The 19,239-nt window shown below is 43.1% G+C and carries 16 protein-coding genes and 1 pseudogene; 2 read left to right on the forward strand and 15 right to left on the reverse strand.

All coding sequences use genetic code 11. The features are described from left to right. Positions 1–171: 171 nt before the first annotated feature. The 13 genes from D0466_RS03375 to D0466_RS03435 all read right to left on the reverse strand — a co-directional run bounded on the left by D0466_RS03375 (position 172) and on the right by D0466_RS03435 (position 15,260). Positions 172–1,674 carry a solute symporter family protein gene (locus D0466_RS03375; protein ID WP_117322197.1) on the reverse strand — a complete coding sequence of 501 codons (1,503 nt, stop codon included), beginning with the start codon at positions 1,672–1,674 and terminating at the stop codon, positions 172–174. 92 nt (positions 1,675–1,766) lie between these two features. Next, entirely contained in the window at positions 1,767–2,123 is a 357-nt protein-coding gene (locus D0466_RS03380) for a DUF485 domain-containing protein (protein ID WP_199484496.1), read from the reverse strand. Between the two features lie 71 nt (positions 2,124–2,194). Continuing rightward, entirely contained in the window at positions 2,195–3,259 is a 1,065-nt protein-coding gene (locus D0466_RS03385) for a carbon-nitrogen hydrolase family protein (protein ID WP_117321143.1), read from the reverse strand. Between the two features lie 157 nt (positions 3,260–3,416). Further along, positions 3,417–5,111: a sigma-54 interaction domain-containing protein gene (locus D0466_RS03390; protein WP_117321144.1), complete on the reverse strand. Its 1,695-nt coding sequence runs from the start codon at positions 5,109–5,111 to the stop codon at positions 3,417–3,419. A gap of 198 nt (positions 5,112–5,309) precedes the next feature. After that, a complete protein-coding gene (locus tag D0466_RS03395; RefSeq protein WP_117321145.1) occupies positions 5,310–6,290 on the reverse strand; it encodes a quinone oxidoreductase family protein in 981 nt (326 codons plus the stop codon). A gap of 50 nt (positions 6,291–6,340) precedes the next feature. Then, complete coding sequence (locus D0466_RS03400) at positions 6,341–7,630, reverse strand: SLC13 family permease (protein ID WP_117321146.1); 1,290 nt, start codon at positions 7,628–7,630, stop codon at positions 6,341–6,343. Positions 7,631–8,094: 464 nt separating this feature from the next. Next, positions 8,095–9,306, reverse strand: coding sequence for an MFS transporter (locus D0466_RS03405; protein ID WP_117321147.1), 1,212 nt, complete (start codon positions 9,304–9,306; stop codon positions 8,095–8,097). Positions 9,307–9,416: 110 nt separating this feature from the next. Next, positions 9,417–10,532 (reverse strand): tartrate dehydrogenase, encoded by a 1,116-nt coding sequence (locus D0466_RS03410; RefSeq protein WP_117321148.1) that lies wholly within the window; start codon positions 10,530–10,532, stop codon positions 9,417–9,419. A gap of 29 nt (positions 10,533–10,561) precedes the next feature. Further along, the gene (locus D0466_RS03415) at positions 10,562–11,317 is read right to left on the reverse strand and encodes a maleate cis-trans isomerase family protein (protein WP_117321149.1); all 756 of its coding nucleotides are present in this window, start codon (positions 11,315–11,317) and stop codon (positions 10,562–10,564) included. 16 nt (positions 11,318–11,333) lie between these two features. Then, positions 11,334–12,245, reverse strand: a complete 912-nt coding sequence (locus tag D0466_RS03420) for a hydroxymethylglutaryl-CoA lyase (protein ID WP_117321150.1) — start codon at positions 12,243–12,245, stop codon at positions 11,334–11,336. A gap of 23 nt (positions 12,246–12,268) precedes the next feature. Further along, positions 12,269–12,766, reverse strand: a complete 498-nt coding sequence (locus D0466_RS03425) for a LeuD/DmdB family oxidoreductase small subunit (protein ID WP_117321151.1) — start codon at positions 12,764–12,766, stop codon at positions 12,269–12,271. Then, on the reverse strand, positions 12,750–14,030 hold the full coding sequence (locus D0466_RS03430; RefSeq protein WP_199484498.1) for a 3-isopropylmalate dehydratase large subunit: 1,281 nt from the start codon (positions 14,028–14,030) through the stop codon (positions 12,750–12,752). Before D0466_RS03430 ends, D0466_RS03425 begins: the two co-directional genes overlap by 17 nt. Before the next feature lie 30 nt (positions 14,031–14,060). Continuing rightward, positions 14,061–15,260, reverse strand: coding sequence for a CaiB/BaiF CoA transferase family protein (locus D0466_RS03435; RefSeq protein ID WP_117321153.1), 1,200 nt, complete (start codon positions 15,258–15,260; stop codon positions 14,061–14,063). A gap of 268 nt (positions 15,261–15,528) precedes the next feature. Between D0466_RS03435 and D0466_RS03440 the strand changes: the two genes are divergently transcribed. Beyond that, positions 15,529–16,212, forward strand: a complete 684-nt coding sequence (locus D0466_RS03440) for a GntR family transcriptional regulator (RefSeq protein ID WP_158555800.1) — start codon at positions 15,529–15,531, stop codon at positions 16,210–16,212. A 300-nt stretch (positions 16,213–16,512) separates the two neighbouring features. Here D0466_RS03440 and D0466_RS03445 read toward each other — a convergent pair whose 3' ends face one another. Together D0466_RS03445 and D0466_RS23560 are read right to left on the reverse strand one after the other, a co-directional pair. Then, complete coding sequence (locus tag D0466_RS03445) at positions 16,513–17,478, reverse strand: bile acid:sodium symporter family protein (RefSeq protein WP_117321155.1); 966 nt, start codon at positions 17,476–17,478, stop codon at positions 16,513–16,515. 96 nt (positions 17,479–17,574) lie between these two features. Then, positions 17,575–17,700, reverse strand: a pseudogene (locus D0466_RS23560) (DUF6019 family protein); the annotation flags it as partial. A 214-nt stretch (positions 17,701–17,914) separates the two neighbouring features. Here D0466_RS23560 and D0466_RS03450 point away from each other — a divergent pair. Beyond that, the gene (locus D0466_RS03450) at positions 17,915–19,153 is read left to right on the forward strand and encodes an ATP-grasp domain-containing protein (RefSeq protein ID WP_117321156.1); all 1,239 of its coding nucleotides are present in this window, start codon (positions 17,915–17,917) and stop codon (positions 19,151–19,153) included. The last annotated feature ends 86 nt before the right edge of the window (positions 19,154–19,239 follow it).

The following is a 19,239-nucleotide window of genomic DNA, read 5'->3' on the forward strand; positions in this document are numbered from 1 at the left end:
CCTTTCAAACCCTTTATCTATTGTATTTAATCCGGCTATAAAGTTTTTTAATTATGAAAAAAATCGGCAATCAATGGTTTAATAGTAAGGAAATATTCTCACATAAGAAAAGCACAATATATTAAGAACTAAATATATTGTGCCAAAGGTCTCTTTTTTAATTTTCTATGTTCATTCAGCACCTATTCCGGATTGGGAACGAACGGCAATTTCTCTGTACTTTGATTCTGAATTATGTTCTTTTTCTGTTAGCACCGAGGCTACGAAGGTAATGAGAAAACCTACAGGAATACTCACCAAGCCTGGATTACTAAGTGGAAATAATGCATCTTCTCCGGCAAATTGTGGTCCCATCAATACTAAGGCAATAGCAACTATGAGCCCGCCAATCATTCCTACAATGGCGCCGGTAGTAGTAAGGCGTTTCCAAAATAGTGAAAATACCAGTACCGGGAGATTTGCAGTCGCAGCGATGGCGAATGCCAGCCCTGTTAAATAGGCTACATTTACATTTTGCAGAAGAAGCGCAAGGATGATGGATATAGCGCCAACTCCCAAAGCAGTGGCTTTGGAGATAAATAACTGCTCTTTATGATTTTCCCTGCCTCCCCGTACCACCTTGATCCAGAAATCGTAAGCAAAAGCGCTGGATGCGGCTAATGCAAGCCCTGAAACTACTGCAATGACTGTAACAAATGCGATAGCGGACAGAAAAGCCATAAAGAATTCGCCGCCAATGCTTCCTGCCCCTCCACCTACAAATTGAGCCAGTAAAGGCGCAGCAAGATTTCCACCTTTATCAGCATTCGCTATCACGTTGACACCGACCAGAAGGGCAGCTCCAAAACCAAGTATTGGTGTTAAAATTTGAAAAAGGCCTATAAAGGTCATTCCCCATAAAACACTGCTCCGTGCTTTATTAGCCGTTGAAACGGTATAAAATCTCATTAATATGTGGGGAAGTGCAGCCGTTCCAAACAGCAGCCCAATGCCTAAAGAGAGTCTGTCCAATGGATTTTGGATCAAGCCGCCAGGTTCCAGATATTTCGGGTCGAACTGGCTCATTGACTGGAATAATGTGTTGGGATTAAAGTTGAAATGGGAAAGAGTAAGCATCGCTAAAGCGTAAGCTCCGACTAATAATAAAACAGCTTTTATGATTTGTATCCAGGTAGTCGCGATCATCCCGCCAAACATTACATAAATCGTCATTAAAACCCCGGTAATAATGATAGCCACACTTGCCGGAATTCCGAAAAGTAACCGGATCAGAACGCCGGCCGCTATCATTTGTGGAATCATGTACAATAAGCTTATGATCAGCGTATTAAGGGCCGCTGCACTTCTTACGGGTTTTTCCCTTAATCTATAGGAAATGATATCAGCGAATGTGTACCTTCCCGTATTTCTTACGGCCTCGGCTATCACGAACAGAACCACCACAAAAGCAACATACCAGCTTACCGAATAAAGAAATCCATCGATTCCTTTAAATGCTATAAGCCCTGAAATGCCAAGGAAAGCCGCTGCGCTCATGTACTCCCCCGCTATGGCCAGTCCATTTTGTAAACCGGAAATGCTTCTGCCCGCTGCATAAAAGTCAGTTGCATTTTTGACGCGATTTGCTGACCAGTAGGTAATGCCAAGTGTCAAAGCTATTAAACCGATAAACATGAAAATTGCCAAACGCCCCAACTCCTCCCGCTACAATTCAAAAGTATTATTAATTTTACATTCTTCGATCAATCTACGGATAAAATCCAATCCTATTGCCTTGATTTTTCCATCAGTTCTTTACCGAGCACATCAATCTTCTTTTGTGAATACCTAATGAATGCATAGCATAAAACCCATGCTACCGGTATTTGAGAAAGAGAATATAAGTAGCCAAAATTGAGGGATCCAATTACCGGTTTTGATGCGATTTCAGGAAAATATCCTTGGATTACCAGCAGCAACGTGTAATAGGCTGTGAAAAATACGAGTGCAGGTATGATAAAACGACGCTTTGCTCTTACAAGCATTCTATATTCCTTTGATACATATAGATCGTCCCAGTTCAGTTTATTTGTCGAGTCAGTATCAACCGGCTCTGATTTCTCTACCCTAGTATTTAATGGCAATACGGAACCCTCCTTAAAAAAGATTAGGGAGTAAATTTAATAATTTACCCCTGTTAGTTCACAAGTGATTTTTAAACTTTTTGTAGATCTTGGCTTGTTGGGAAATTTTCGAGGTCTTTGTTGGTTGAGTTAATTAACTGATCAGTCAACTCATCCTTTTCGATGGTGATTGGAGCATGGGAGCGTTTATTCACTTTGAGCTGGTAAATATCAAATCTATTATAGTAGCCAACAATATCATGGGCTTGTTTTAATATGATACTTTGGCTGATGTCTATTTCTGCTTCGACCATGCCTTCTTTCCCTACCAAAGGTTCACCGATCACGTCACCTGTTGGTCCAACAATGAGAGAAACCGGTTGCGGAGCATTTCGTAAAGTGGATTCAATTTTTTGGTCGCCTTGTGACAATTGTTGAATAGCATCTTCGTCCAGGACTCCAGATGAAACAATGTTAAACACTTTACCTTCAAAGGCATGTGCAGCGGCTCTTAATGTGATGGCATTTGTTAAGTTATAACTTTTCCCCTCCTCAGGACGTTGGAAAGGCCAGACAGGAGGATAACAAGAAATATGCACCTGTTCTCCCTGGGCTAACAGGGAAAACCTTGATAATGTATTGGTATTTTCGCCACAGATTAAGGCACCGATTTTACCTATTTCTGTATCAACAGGATGCAGTTGTGAGGCATCACCATTGGCCCAGGTTAATTTTTCTGCCCAAGTAGGCACCAGTTTTCGGTGTCTGTTCAAGAGTTTGCCATCCCGGTCAAACAACAGATTGGTATTCCACATGGCACCCATGCTGATGTTATCCTTCTCTGTTATCCCTACAGATAGAAATACCTTATTGGATTTTGCTATTTGTGCTATTTTTTTAAATGCGTCACTTCCAACCGTAATCGCATTATCAAAAAGTTTACGGTAAAAGTCATGTTGATCAATCGGTGCATAAACAATATTCCATACGGGGAATGCAGGAACAAATGATTCTGGGAAAACTACCAGGTCTGCTCCGTTGGAGGCTGCATTCTTGACTAAATCCTCCATTTTTTCGATTGTTGCATCTCTGTCGAGAAACACAGAAGCAGCTTGGACGGCTACAGCACGAAATTTTGGATAGGTATCTTTTGGCATACACGTCATCCTTTCAAGTAATGAATTTTTCATACACTACTAAATATATGCAAGTATCATGCCATTTTTTTTCACATAGTAAACTGATATTTAGCCAAGGAATCGATGCAAGAATGACTCAGTTTCCTTAATTTCCTGATGCAAGAATGACTCTGATTCAATATTGGTTCGATGTAATGATCCCTAACTCCTTAATACGCCTGACAATTGTCGATTGGCTCATCTTTAAATGTTTGGCTGCCTTTCTGGTAGTTTTATATTTTTTTAGTGTTTCTTCAATAACACTCCTCTCGACATCCTTTAATATGTGCTTGAGGCTAGTATCTTGAATCTGCGTACTCACACTAAGTGGATCATAAGAATCCTTTGCTTTGAGCTTTGCCCCTGGAGAATCCTTGTCAAAATCCTTCGAGAGCGTGTGAAATAACGGAAATATCTTTTCCTTACTAATTTTATCCTCATCGGATAAAACCACTAAACGCTCGACGATATTCTGAAGCTGTCTTACGTTCCCAGGCCAATGATAATCACAAAGCAGGTCAACTGCTTCAGAATCAAACCTTTTTTGCAATGAATATAATTTATTATATTTGTTAAGAAACAAGTGCAGCAGAAATGGTATATCATCTTTTCTATCCCGTAACGTCGGGAGCTCTATCGGAATGACATTTAACCGATAAAACAAATCTTCCCTAAACTTCCCTTCATCCACCATTTGTTCCAGATTACGGTTTGTTGCGGCAATTAAGCGGAAATCAATCCGTAAGGTCTTTGTTCCTCCAACACGCTGTATGGCTTTGTCCTGGATCGCTTGTAAAAGCTTTGCTTGAAGAGCCAGAGGCATTTCACCAATTTCATCCAAAAATAATGTCCCTTTATCCGCAAGCTCAAAGTAACCAGGCTTCCCCTCTTTCTTTGCTCCTGTGAAAGCTCCAGGGTCATAGCCAAATAATTCTGATTCCATCAAGCTTTCCGGGATAGCCCCGCAATTAACCTTAATAAATGGACCGGAATTTCTTAAGCTAAAATGATGAATGCTTTTGGAAAGGACTTCTTTGCCAGTACCTGATTCACCTGTTACTAAAATGCTAGTATCAACTGGAGCGATCCGTTTGACAACATTTAAGATATCGTTCATTTTTTTGCTATTTGTAACGAACCCTTCAATTGTCGTTTCTTTCAGCCGTAATTCTATTAGTTCACTTTCATAACGCTTCACAATCTCTTCATTCTTTTTAATCTGTTCCTTTAATTCAGTTAATTCTGTAATATCCCTCGAATTACAAACTATTCTTACAATTTGGTTGTCATCATTGAATATTGGATTTCCTGTCGCTATCATCACTTTTTCTGTTCTTGTTTTTTGAGAGACAGTGATCCGTCTTCTATTTTCCAATACTAATCTCACAACCGAGGGATTAAAAATGCCCTCGTTTTCTATATCAACAACACTCTTCCCGATTAATTCGGTGGACTTTACACCAAAATTCCGTTCACTTCCCCGGCTGACCCCAAGAGTAATGCCATTTCCATCGGCTACGTATATTCCATCATGAGAATGATTAAATATGGATTCCAAATCCAGGTTCCTCTCCTGCAATTCGATCCATTCAGATATATCTTGAAAAATTGCGAGGCAGATATTTTTTTCCAGGGGAAATACTTTTACAAGTAAATTAGTATCCAGCTTTATTGAAATGGGCAGCGTCTCCATTTCGAAACTGGATATCCATCCAGTACCTATCTTATCCAGCAACTGTTGGACCTGTTCAGAATAGGAAGTAATCCTACTATCATAAATTTTTGCAATGCCTAATACAGTGTCAGGTAAATTCATTTTCATGGCCTCCATTATTTTAAACTCCTACCTATTTCTTTTTTAATATTTATTAAGCAAAGGATATATTTAAGTTTAAGATATTGGTTAACTGCATTGATCAATTTTGCAAGAAAATCTAACAAGGTGTCCAGTGGATTCCTGGGTATTCCATCCGTAAATCAGGTGGGGAAAAAGTGAAAAAGACAGGGTAGGTTCCCTGCCTTAGAAGTTTTATAACGTTAGCAATATCTTACCGGTACTTTGTCTGCTTTCCATCAGTTCATGTGCCTTTGCCGCATCCTCAATGGGAAAACGCGAACCGATCTTCATTTGCAGGCGGCCATCCGCCAAATAAGGAAGCACCTGGTCAGCCGTATCCTGCAAAAGGTATGGGCGTCTGTCGCGGGTGGTTCCCAGGCTGAACCCTAGAACTGAACGGCAGCTGGAATGCAGATCCGTTGTTTTGACTTGGCCTACCATTCCCCCGGCGGCATTTCCAAAATTGACCAATCTTCCATAATACGCAAGACATGCAAGGCTTTTTTCTGCAACCCATCCGGAGATCGAATCCAAAATGACATCGGCACCCTGTCCATCCGTCAGTTCATTTACTTTCGCAGCAAAATCTTCTGTTTCATAGCAGATGACATGATCCGCACCTGCTTCCAGTGCTGCAGCTTTTTTACTTTCATTTCCTACGGTTCCGATTACGCGCTTCGCCCCTAATACCTTAGCAAGCTGAATCGCAGTCGTACCAATACCACCTGCTGCGGCATGAATCAGTACCGTTTCGCCGGGATGGAGCCTTCCGACATCTGCCAAAAGCTTATATGAGGTAAAGGAAACGGTCGGGCAGGCCGCTGCCGTTTCAAAGTCAATACTATCCGGAATTGCAAAGGTGAGATCTTCATCGGCTACAATATACTCGGCATAGGAACCATTTTTGGGAAAAGCGATTACCCTGTCCCCTGCGCCTATGCGTTTTACGCCTTCTCCCACCGCTTCAACTGTCCCGGCAGCATCCAAACCAGGAACGAACGGAGGCTGCCCCGTTCCATGATATTTGCCGTATCTGGCTTTAATGTCCGCAAAGTTTACTGCAGTTGCTGCAACACGGATTAACACTTGCTTTGGCCCAAGGGCGGGTTTCTCAACTTCCGTGTACTTCAACACTTCTGGTGCGCCAAATTCAGTTATAACAACCGCTTTCATCCAAAATCCTCCCATTCATTCAAACTAGAACACTACTGTTTATCCTTATTTTACCATGGTGTTCCAATTAGTACGAATAAGAGCCATGCGAGACCCGGCCCAAGAGCGATGAAAAGGCCTGCAATCATCAAGAGCTTCCTGAAGAATAAACGTTCATTCACACCTTGTACGTTTGCCATGATCAGCGCTCCGTTTGTGGAGAAAGGACTGATATCAACAACACTCGCCGCAATGGACAGTGCTGATACTACACCGATCGCTGACATGGTTGGATCTTGCAGGATTGGAGCCGAAAGCGGGATAACGGCTGCCAGAAATCCTGTTGTAGAAGCAAAAGCCGATATAACCCCTCCAACATATGATGCCATCAGGGATGCAAGTACAGGGTTGCCGATGCTTGCAATTTGGTCAGTCATGAATTCCATGGTCCCTACTTTTTCCATAACTCCTACATACGTCATAATCCCCGTTACCATTAACATTACGCCCCAAGGCATTTGCTTGATGATATCCGCCTGGTTTTTAGGAGCCATCAATGCCAATACAAGCCCGATCATCAATGCGCCGAAGCCCATATTCATATCGAATCCGATAGCTAATGTAATAAGGAGACCGATTCCAAACAGCGTAGCGATTTTATACCAGGTTGATTCATTATTTTCAGTTTTTGCATTTACCGCGCCAGCTCCGCCTTCTGTGGCAGCCGCCATTTGCAATTCGGCACCGGTTCGGTGTTTAAGCAACCTTAGCCCCCCGAATGCAAAGAAGACAACCAATGAAATTAAAACGTAGAAAATAAAACAGTTGATAAAAAGCATGATTGGTGAATGAGGGATCTTTTCAGATTCCATGATACCGTTTACAACCAAACCAAAGATATTTAGCGGCGAGAAGGAGCCTGCATACATTCCTGTTGATATCAAAGTACCCATCAGAATAGGATTGATTTTGTGCTGATAAGCCAAACGCAGCGCGATCGGGAATAAGATCGGGCCAACAGCGACAGTCGAAGCTCCCACTGCGGATAACAGGGCGCTTAAGAAAAACAACACCCACGGAAGGAGCCCCACATTCCCTTTTACCAATTTAAGCCCGCCTGAAATGATCATGTCGAGAGTCCCGTTGTTTAAGGCAATCGCGAATAAATACGTGACCCCTGCCAAAAGAATGAACATGTCGACCGGAAAAGCCGCGTAAAGGTCATCAAGGGACAACCCGCTCACATAAGTACCAACGATAAAAGCTGCCACAATACCTAAAACGCCCATATTCACCGAAATAACCGAACCAATGATGAACATAGCTAAAAGGACAATAAGAGTAATTATTTCCAAACTCATAGATTTCGCCTCCTGATTTAAATTGTTCTAAAATGTGTTTGGCGACCAGTGCACCGGTTGCGTAGATAGCCTGAAGTTGCATGTTTCTCTAAAGCGCTTACATAGTTCTTTTAAAAAAAATCCCTTTTCCCCCTATCAATTTACGAAAAATAGGGACGTGGATTTTGGGACTGCTGGAAAGTCTGAACAAAAGGTTTCGAAAAGTTGATAATCATAAGTATTATTGCAATTTCTTTAAAAAAGCCTCTTTTAAATGATCTACGTATTCTCCCAGGTTCAGAAGTCAGTCCTTAATAATCTCTATGTAACTTGCTGACTGATCAAGGTAGTTAGTAGGTTAAAGCTTATTAAGTTGTTAAATTCCCCCTATCAATAATTGAACTTTATAAATTTTCTGTCTTTTATACTATAAAATTTCTTTCGTTTACTGTCAACAGTTTACAACAAAAAAATAATAGAGTTTCTTAAAACTTAGAGTCAATGAAACCGCGTACCCTGCCCACCCTTTTTGACGCTGCCAGAACAAGGGGATAGCCAATAAATAAAAGAACCAGAATGAGAGAAATGACTCCATACCATTGAAAATGAATCCAGAAATATCCCCCAAATGATCCGATTAGGCTCGATCCCAGGTAATAAAAAAGAAGATACAAGGATGACGCTTGCGCTTTATTTTCCCCTGCAAGTTCCCCTACCAAGGAACTGGCTATCGAATGGCTTGCAAAGAAACCGAATGTGAAAATAGACAATCCTGCTATTTTGCCAATTAAGGAAGGAACTAAGGTGATAAGCGCACCCGCCAGCATAATGGCAATAGACAGTTTCAAAATCAAGGTGTAGCCGTATTCATCTGCTTTTTTTCCCATGTAAACAGAACTGTATGTTCCACAGATATAAACAATGAAAATGAAACCGACAAGGGTTTGGCTTAACCCGTAGGGCGGATCAACAAGCAGGAATCCGATATAGTTATACAGAGTTACAAAACTTCCCATAAGCAAAAATGCAAGCAAAAATAATGCTAGCAGTTGCTTATTCATGATGTGGGTTTTATAGGAGTGCCCCACAGACTTCCAGTCCAACGGTTTTATTACGGTATGCCTTGATTTGGGAAGGGCAAACAAAAAGAGAACACTGAAAATAAGCGTCAATCCACCCACAGCCGTTAACGCGATTCTCCATGAGAAAATGTCGGACAGCAGACCTATTAAGATTCTTCCCGCCATGCCGCCGATCGTTGTGCCGCTGATGTAAAGTCCCATAATCCTGGCGATGCCTTTTGGATGAAATTCTTCTCCAATATAAGCCATGGAAATTGAAGGTACTCCGGCTATGAAAATACCCAGAAGTGCGCGAAGTATCAGGAGCGTAATAAAGTTTGGGCTTAACGCCGTTAATATGGCAAGAAAAGAGGTGAAGAACATGGAAAGCACCATGATCTTCTTTTTGCCCATCGCATCTGACAATGCCGCCGAAACCAGCATTGATATCGCAAGCAACCCTGTAGATAAAGACAATGTTAAACTAGCAAAAGGCGCGGAAACATGAAATTCTTTCGCGAAAACCGGTAGTAATGGCTGCGTTGTATACAGGATAGAAAAAGTGACAAACCCTCCAAGGAACAGTGCAAGGCTTGCCCGTGTATACTCTTTCGACCCTTTCAGTATGTAACCCACAAGCCTCTCCCCCTTTCCTTGAAGTAGATAATTTAACCCATCACCGCGCTGGGGGTCAGACCCCCGACGGATTAACGCGTTACCGCACAGGGGGTCTGACCCCCTGTGGTTTAAAGCGTTGCAGGAGTAATCGGTATAACACCTATTTCAGTGGCATGGATGACCTGTGTTTTTTCTGCAACGGCATCCCCGACTTCTTTTGTGTTTGCGGTTCCGCCCATGTCAGGCGTCAGCGTGTTCCCTTCAACCATTACTTGTTCCATTGCAGCCAATACTCTTTTTCCCCAATCCTCATGGCCGAAGAAATCCAGCATTTGGCTTGCTGACCAGATGGAAGCCAATGGATTTGCAATGCCTTTCCCCGCGATATCGGGTGCAGAGCCGTGAATCGGTTCAAACATCGATGGGTATTCCCGTTCCGGGTTGATGTTGGCTCCTGCTGCAAGCCCTAACCCGCCGGCAATGGCCGCCCCTAAATCGGTAATGATATCACCGAACAGATTGGACGTCACAACGATTTCAAAACGCCATGGCTGCTTGACAAAAAACATGGCTGCCGCATCAACCAGATAGGAATTTGTTTCAACATCAGGATACTCTTTCGCCACTTCATCAAACACTTGATCCCAAAAGACCATGGAGTAATTCAATGCGTTTCCTTTGCTAATGCTTGTCAGGGATTTCCCCTGTTTGCGGGCTTCTTCAAACGCATACCTGATAATCCGTTCCGTCCCTACCCGGGAAAATATGCCTGTTTGCAACACGACTTCATGAGGCTGTCCCTTGAACAGCCAGTCCCCTGCGCCGGCATATTCTCCCTCGCTGTTTTCCCGGATGACCAGCATATCGATTTGTTCGCGCGGTACATCATTCAGAGGGCATGGAGCTCCTTCCAATAATGTGATCGGGCGCAGGTTCACATACTGATGGAAGCCCTTGCGGATTTTCAATAGTAAGTCCCAAAGCGAAATATGGTCAGGAACTCCCGGATACCCGACTGCACCCAGATAGATGGCATCGAAGGAGCGAAGCTGGTCCAAACCGTCAACCGGCATCATCTGGCCGTGTTTCAAATAATATTCACAGCCCCATGGGAAGTGAGTGAATTCAAATTCAAATGAACCGTCCAGTTCTGCCGCTTTGTCCAGCACTTTTATCCCCTCGCTGATTACCTCTGGCCCGATTCCGTCTCCTGCAATAACGGCGATTTTATATATATTTTTCAACGTTTCGAACTCCTTCCCTATTATGGTTCTTAAAATTTCCCAGATAACAAGTGGCCTGCGTTTGGTACCTCAGTGGAAAGGTTTAATTCTTTCAATATTTTATAAACAGTTGCTACTCCGGCAGACAGAACTGGAAGCCCCAGACGGTCCTGGACTTTTTGGATTGCAGGAAGGGATGGCATCTGCACGCAAGCTGATAGTACAACAGCGTCTGCCCCTTCAATATTCAAACGATCCGCATGCCCGATCAGGTTTTCAGGGTCAAGCCGGCCCACTTCAAGGTTATCCGCCACTTCAAGGCTGATCGAATCAATGACCTCAATGCCGGCAGCGTTCAAATATTCAATTACTGTTTGTGTCAGTGGTTTCATATACGGAGTGATGATGGAAACTTTTTTCGCTCCAATGGTTTCGAGCCCTTCGATTAATGCCCCGGCACTGCTTACGATTGGAGCTGACCCTCCATTGTCCGCAGTTACCTTTCCTAAACGTTCTTCAGAAATTTGATGGTATCCCGGACCCTGGCACATGATGGCTACTAGACATGCATAAGCCAGCACATCACAGCGAGCGTCAGAAAGCTCCACCGCGCAACGGTCACTATCTACATCCATCTTCTTCAATTCATCTGGGTTTACATGCATCATCCTCATACGTGCGGAGTGGAATGTAAAGGTTTCTTCCGGTTTAATTTGCATTCTTGATTGAAGCATTGCCGGAATTTCCGTTTCCATTGTGGTATTCGAACTTGGTACGATGAGGCCTACTCGATAATTTTTACTCATTTCTGATTCCCCCTGTTTACATTTGTGGTTGGTTTACGTTGATTTTATGATAATGTCCGGTTAAATCCCTGTTCGTCAGCGGTTTGACGACTTCTATACAAGAATGGAGTGAAAAAAGGTCGATTCCTGTGTCAATCCCCATTTCGTGGAGCATAAAAACCACATCCTCGGTCGCGACATTGCCTGCTGCTCCCAGAGCGAACGGGCATCCGCCAAGACCGCCGATGGAGGTATCAAATCTTGTTACCCCTGTTTGAAGTGCTGCTACAACATTGGCCTGTGCCAGGCCATATGTATCATGGAAATGGGCAGTAATCATCGCTTGAGGCTGCAATTCCTCAAAAATCCGGCTGAACAAGTCGAACACCTGGGCCGGGTTTGCCTTGCCAATCGTGTCACAGATTACGATCTCATCCACTCCTGAACGGTCAATTCGTTTCACCATGTCCAGTACAAGTTCGGAATCCACCTTTCCCTCATAGGGACACCAGAATGAAGTGGCGATATTATAACGAAGGAAAATCCCGTTTTCCTTTGCCTTTTCCACGACACTATTAAACTTATTGATGGATTCTTCCCTGGTCATTTTTACATTTTTCAAGTTAAAGCTGTCACTTGCACCAACTACGAGAGAAAGTGCGCGTACCCCGTTCTCGATCGCGCGTTCATAACCTTTTTCATTCGGAATCAAGGCCATATACTGAATAGAAGGATCTTGTTCCATACCCTCCAGGACTTCTTTGGCATCCTTCATTTGAGGTACATAAACCGGGTGAACAAATGAAGTGGCTTCCATTCGTCTAATGCCGGTTTTGTTTAAAGCATTAATGAGTTCAATCTTTTTTTCAGTCGGTATAAAATCGGCTTCATTTTGAAGACCGTCCCTTGGCCCGACTTCTATGATTTCTACCTTTTTGGGCAAATCCATATGCATCATGCTCCTTTAACGAATTAAGAGATTCCCAGCTTCTTGGCAAGATAAGGCTCGAGGCCGCCAAGTTTAACCATTTCAATTAAGTGTTCAGGCAGTTTGGTTCCTTTATGCTCGGTCCCTTTTGTATGGTTGATGATCTTACCTTCCAAAAGGTTGATTTCAACCTCATCGCCTTCTGTAATGACAGATGTGTCCGCCATTTCAACCACCGGCAGTCCAACATTGATGGAGTTGCGGTAAAAAATGCGGGCGAACGAATTTGCAACTATGGCCCCAATCTGGTGATATTTTAATACCATCTGTGCCGTTTCCCGGCTGGATCCTGATCCAAAGTTATTCCCGGCTACCAAAATATCACCCGGCTGGACTTTTTCTGAAAAGGACGGGTCAATCGCTTCCATGGCATGCACTGCCTGTTTTTCGACAGGCAAACTCATATATTGGCCAGGTGAAATGATATCAGTGTTGATGTTGTCCCCATATTTCCATACTCGTCCTCTAATGATGAATGACATTAACCATGACCTCCTTAGGCAAATACTTTCGAGGATCTGTGATTTTCCCTTCGATCGCTGTCGCAGCCACAGCGGCAGGCGAACCTAAATAAACTTCTCCTTTAGGACTTCCCATCCGTCCCCGGAAGTTCCGGTTTGACGAAGACATGACAACTTCACCGGCCCCGATGACACCGCTCGTAAAACCGCCGCAGGCCCCGCATGAAGGCATGTTTACAATGCATCCTGCCTCCGTCAAAATGTCCAGGATTCCTTCTTTGTTGGCCTGCATCCAGACATGCTGTGATGCAGGTACAACTAGGCAGCGAATGTTTTTTGATATCTTCTTCCCTTTCAAGATTTGTGCTGCAATCCTGAGGTCACTGATCCTGCCGTTTGTACATGAACCTAAATAAACCTGGTCAACTGCCTTTCCTTCTACTGAACTCACAGCATGAACATTATCCACTTCGTGTGGACAGGCTACCTGGGGTTCCAATTCAGAAGCATTGTAATACAAGACTCTGGAGTAGATGGCATCCTCATCACTGGAGATCATATCGATCTCTTCTGTTACTCCCTTTGACCTCAAATAATCCACAACTTTTTGATCGGGTTCAATCAACCCGGTTTTCGCTCCCGCTTCGACTGCCATATTGGATAATACCAATCTTTCATCCATCGATAAATCGCTGATCGCACTTCCGGAAAATTCAATCGTTTGGTACGTTGCACCCGCATGTCCGATATCCTTTATCGTTTTGAGCACTATGTCTTTTGCATACACTCCATGAGGAAGCTGACCATCCCAAACGACTTTTATCGTTTCCGGAACCTTCAGCCATGTTTCACCTGTCAATAAAACACCGATCATTTCCGTAGAACCAATGCCGGTTGCAAAAGCCCCCAATCCTCCTGCCATGCACGTATGGGAATCAGTCCCCAGTATCAATCTCCCCGGACGGACATGCCCATGTTCTACAATTACCTGATGGCATGGCCCTTCGAACTCATAATAATAAGGAAGCTCTTGATTCCGGGACCAATCCCTTGTGAATTTAAGGATATCTGCCTGCTGGACCGTTGCGGGAGGCGTACAGTGATCAGAAACGACAACAACCTTTTCTTTATCGAATAATTTCCCGCCTAATCGGCGAAATCCCCCATCTACCAGCCATGGTCCTAAAAGGTCGTGCATCATGGCAATATCCACCTTAACCCATACTATATCCCCTGCTTTAACATTTGCCTGCCCGGATGCCTTTGCAAGGATTTTTTCTGACATCGTCATTCCCATCCTTAATTACCCCTTCTCTTAAATAATCCCTTTTTCCCTGAGTTCCTGTATGTCAGTGGTAGATAAATTGATTTTGTCAGAGAGTACCTCTTCCGTGTGCTGCCCTAATTTTGGGCCTGCCCATTCGATCTGGCCTGGTGTTTCACTCATCTTTGGAACGATTCCCGGCATTTTCAATGACCCAAGCTCTTCCACATCTACTTCCTGGATCATATGGCGGGCATTGTAATGCGGGTCGTTTACAATATCTTCTATGGAGTAGATCGCTCCTGCCGGAACTTTTGCATCATCCAGGTGCTTCATCACTTCATCAAAAGGCATGCTCTTGGTCCAGTCTTCAATTAAATTGTCAAGGTAATCGGCATGCTCGGATCGTTTTGAATTATTTTCAAAACGAGGATCTTCTGCTGCATCTGCCCGGCCCATCGCGTTCATGAGACGCTTGAAAATCGCATCACCATTCGCCCCGATGACCACATACTTTCCATCCGCACATAAATATGTGTTAGATGGCGTGATTCCCGGCAGGGTGCTTCCTGTCCTTTCACGGATCAATCCTGCCCGGTCGAATTCAGGAAGTGTGCTTTCCATCATGCTAAACACAGATTCATATAATGCCACGTCAATTACTTGTCCTTCACCGGTTTTGTTCACATCCCTGTGATATACAGCCATCAATGCCCCAATCACAGAATAAAGAGCTGATAGAGAGTCCCCGATACTAATGCCAACGCGTGTTGGCGGACGGTCGGGATAACCGGTAATATAACGAAGGCCGCCCAAGGCTTCCCCTATGGAACCAAACCCCGGTTTATCCCGATACGGTCCATCTTGTCCATATCCAGACACACGGATCATGATCAATCCCGGATTGATCGCCTTCAAGTCTTCGTATCCCAATCCCCACTTTTCCATGGTTCCAGGACGGAAATTTTCTATTAATATATCGATCTCTTTTACCAATTCGCGAATCAACTGCTGCCCTTCTGCCTCACGTAGATTGATAGTGATCGATTTTTTATTTCGGGACTGTACATACCACCAAAGGCTGGTGCCGTTTTCAACAACGCGCCAATTGCGGATCGGATCCCCGGTTTCAGGAGTCTCGACCTTAATGATTTCCGCTCCGAATTCACCCAATAGCCTGGAAGCGGATGGTCCTGCAATTAATTGTCCCATCTCCAAAACTCTTAATCCTTCAAGCGCTCTTTTTCCCATGCAAAACATCTCCTGAAATAAATTTTTATATTTATGTAATGTCATTAACATCAGTAAGCGGTTTCATTTTTTACTATATTACCCTTCGGAAAGTAAACTGTCAACAGTTAACACTAAACAATTCAGACTGTTTCCTTTATTCTTAATTTAAAAGGAAGACCTTTGCCTTATTGCATGAAAAGCTTGATATAAAATAGAAGTATTGTACACTTGATATTGAAGAAATAAGAACGTGATCATGGAAAGCAAGAATCGCAGGGGGATTTTTATGAGAGAGATTAAAAAAACCGAACCACTCCATAGCCAGGTTTATCATATAGTAAAAGAAATGATTATGGAGGGAAAATATCAGCCTGGTGAACGTCTGGTAGAAACAAAAGTGGCAGAAAACCTGGGTGTCAGCAGGGGTACAGTGCGGGAAGCGTTTCGTATGCTCACAAAAGACGATCTGCTTGCACAAAAAGAAAACAGTTTATTTGTTTATGACCCTGAAGCGCAGGATATTTTGGATATTTATGAATGCCGGAAAAGCCTGGAGTCCCTATCTGCCAAACTGGCAGCACAAAACATAGCAGCTGAACAATTGGACCAGTTGGAACAAATCATCACGGAATCAAAAAAAGCCCTGGCATTGCCTGATACACAAGAACTCACAAGCTTAAATCAAAAATTCCATGATACAATTGCTTTCGCCTCCCGAAATAAGCAGCTCATCCAATTGTTTGAAGTGATTAACGCGAAGGTTCTTTATATACGAAACTGCATATTGAAGGAGCGCTCCGAAAGCTTTGCTGTTTTAGTGAATGACCACGAAGAAATATTTCATGCGTTAAAGGAACGGGATCCTGCAAAGGCTCAAGAAAAAATGGAGGCTCATATTCAAAGAAGCCTAAAGGTTGCGAATGCTGCCTTGAACAAGCAAATGGGCGATCCAGAATCTTCTTTAGGTTGATTAGTAGACCTTTGTTATATTTCCTTCTATAAGATTGTTATGTCCTGACAGGCAGTTTCCTCATCCAGAAGCTGCCTTTTTGTTGAAATTCCTTACTATTAAAAAATATTTTGTCTTCAAAGATATATTATAGCGAGGTTTTTAGTCAAATATACAATTGTTTCTTTAGCGTATAAATAATATAACTAGCAAAAAAGGCCCAGTAGGCCAAGGAAGAATTTTGATATTTTTTGATGTCAAATGTCAAATTTTGCGCTTTCCCAAGAAATAAAGGGTTACAGTCCAGTCTTCCTTCCCCTTTTAAACCGTTTCCCCCTCTTCTACTATCTTTTTGTTGAAATGGCGGTCAAGCATGAGTCCGTAAAAAGAAGCCAGGATCTGCTGAAAAAGCATGCCCATGACAACAGGCACAGCTACAGGAGCCGGAAAATAGGAAACGGCCAGGACGGCACCTGAGCTAATATTCCGCATCCCTCCGCTAAACGTTAAAGCAATCACGGTCTCCTGATCATTCCTCATGAGCTTTCCAATAAGAAATGAGAAAAGGTAACCAGAAAAAGCGATCAAAAAAGCTGCCAGAGCAATCTTTATCAATTGTAAGTCGACCTCTGCCATATAAGGGGCAACTACTGCACCATTAATCATCACTACCAGCGCCATAGAGATTTTGGAAACTGGAGCGAGCGCCGGACTTAACACGGTAATTACTTTGCCATTTGTCATTTGATTAAGTGCCATTCCCAAAAGGGAAGGCATCACGATCATCAAAAACAGCCCCTTCATGATTTTTAAAACATCCATTTCAACATGCTGCCCCACCAAAAAGGACAATGTAGCAGGAACGATAAACGGCGAGAGGATCGTATCAATCAGGATGATGGAAAGTGTTAGGGCAATGTTTCCGCGGTAAATGGAAACCCACACAAAACTGGTTATTCCAGTCGGTATCGCCATTGCCAGCACAAGCCCTGTGATCGTATATGTATCGCCGCTAAAGGAAAGATGGCCGAATCCCCACGCCCATACAGGCATCACAAAATGCAAAATAAAGACTGCCCAAATCAATGGCCTTGGATGTGTGACCGCTTCCTTGAAGGTCGCAAAATTTGAGCTGAGGCTGCCGGCAAATGTCATAAACGCGAACAGCCATGGGATCAGGAATGAATAATTTTCAAGGTATTCAGCAAGCAGCACACCAAGAACTACACTTATAGGTGTTATCAGCGGCATCATTTTCTCCAGCCGTTTGTTTATTTTAGGTAACAATAATTATCCTCTCCTGCTTATAATACTTCGGAAAAGTCGGGCAACATTATGCGCATCCATATTTACCCAATTATTTTCTCTCCTTATGTACAAAACCTATTTTTTCAGTTCATCCATATATCTCTTTCTTCTATCTTGATCGGAAAAGAGCACGGATTGGTTTATCCCATTCTTAACAGCCCATTTAATAACAAAATATAAAACTATAAAAAGAAAAATAGCAGTTCCAAAGCTGAACCAATATTACCTTGCATAAGATTTCCCTCTTGCATTTCATCCCTCCCATTGTATCATGGCGGAAAATATTTTTCTCCGATGGTTTCAAAACTAGTGAAAATGTCAATAAATAAAATAGCGGGAAATATTATCAAAAAAGACGCCCTGAGGTTTTTTAACAAAATGATAGTCTTTTATTCATAATTTTATAGGGGGTATTATGATGGGAGCAAGAACGCTTCAAGTTTCTTCCAGGGAAGAAGAGCAGGTGAGGCTCATTCGTCCTTCGCAATCCATTGAAGACATTTATGGAAGGAGGTTTGCTTATAATCCGAAATTGTATGCAAAAGATTATAAGCATTTTTCAAGTGATATGCTGAACCTGGAAGCATTGACAGGCAGGGAATTAAGCGTGGCCGGAGATACCCCGGTTGTATGCCATGCGGGGGCCGCCACTGAACCGGCATTGGCCCTGTTGAGGAAAGCCGGACTACATGTACCTTCCATCCGTTATACGTATCGGAACGATAAAGAATATATACAAGTCCTCACTAAGTTGAAGAAGAAAAATAAAAAACTGATCTTCCAGTATCCTCATCCTGCTGATGAAGTTTCTCCTGATCTGTATTGGGTGGATCCAGAGGTGCTGGCGTATTTATGTGATAAACGAAGCATTCCTGAGCTTGTTCCTGCTGACCATATACCGGCCCGGAGATTGATGAGCCTGGAACAGGTTCTGGAGGAAAAACCGGAATTGCCGATTGTTTTAAAAACGGGTGATGGCCGGCCTACTTCAGGAGGCTGCGGGGTACTTTTTATCAATAAAGAAGAGCAGCTGTATGAAATCGATGAGACATTCGGCGACTTATCGCGACTTATCGTAGAAGAGCATATCGAGTATGACAAGAATATATCGGTACATTATGTGGTGAACAACAATGGCGAGATCAGTTTCCTGGGGAAATCCGAACAGCTTGTTAATAAGGACGGCTGTTTCCGCGGAAGCTGGATTAGTGTAGATGCCGAGGATGACATGGCCGAAATTATCGAAACAGGCTATGGGATTATGGAACAAGCTGCAAAAAAAGGTTATGTTGGGGTAGCCGGGTTTGATGTTCTTATACGGGGCGGTCAGTTTTATTTTATTGATTTAAATGTCCGTTTCAATGCCTCAACATGCGGCCTATTACTCTACAACGACATCAAAAACAAATACGGAAAAGAAATCATGCGTCTTAGTACGCTTGAATGGAGATGTGATTTCGACAGCGTTCTTCCAATTGTAGAAAAATACATGGGAAAAGAGCAATTTGTGCCCCTGAGCTTATTGGACGCAGAATATTTTCCCGGCCAAAATCAAGCATCAGTCGTGATTGGGCTAGTGCTCGGTCATTCTCCCCTGGAGGCAGAGGGAATCCTTCAAGAGATGGCTAGAGACGGCCTTCACCTGAGGGAGTAATAAAATTATTTAAACATCCATTTAAAGTCCCCCTTCAGCTAGACGTTAAGTTGGCCTGCCTGGAAGGGGATTTATTGTATTGATTG

The organism is Peribacillus glennii, from assembly GCF_003429105.1.
Lineage (GTDB): Bacteria > Bacillota > Bacilli > Bacillales > DSM-1321 > Peribacillus > Peribacillus glennii.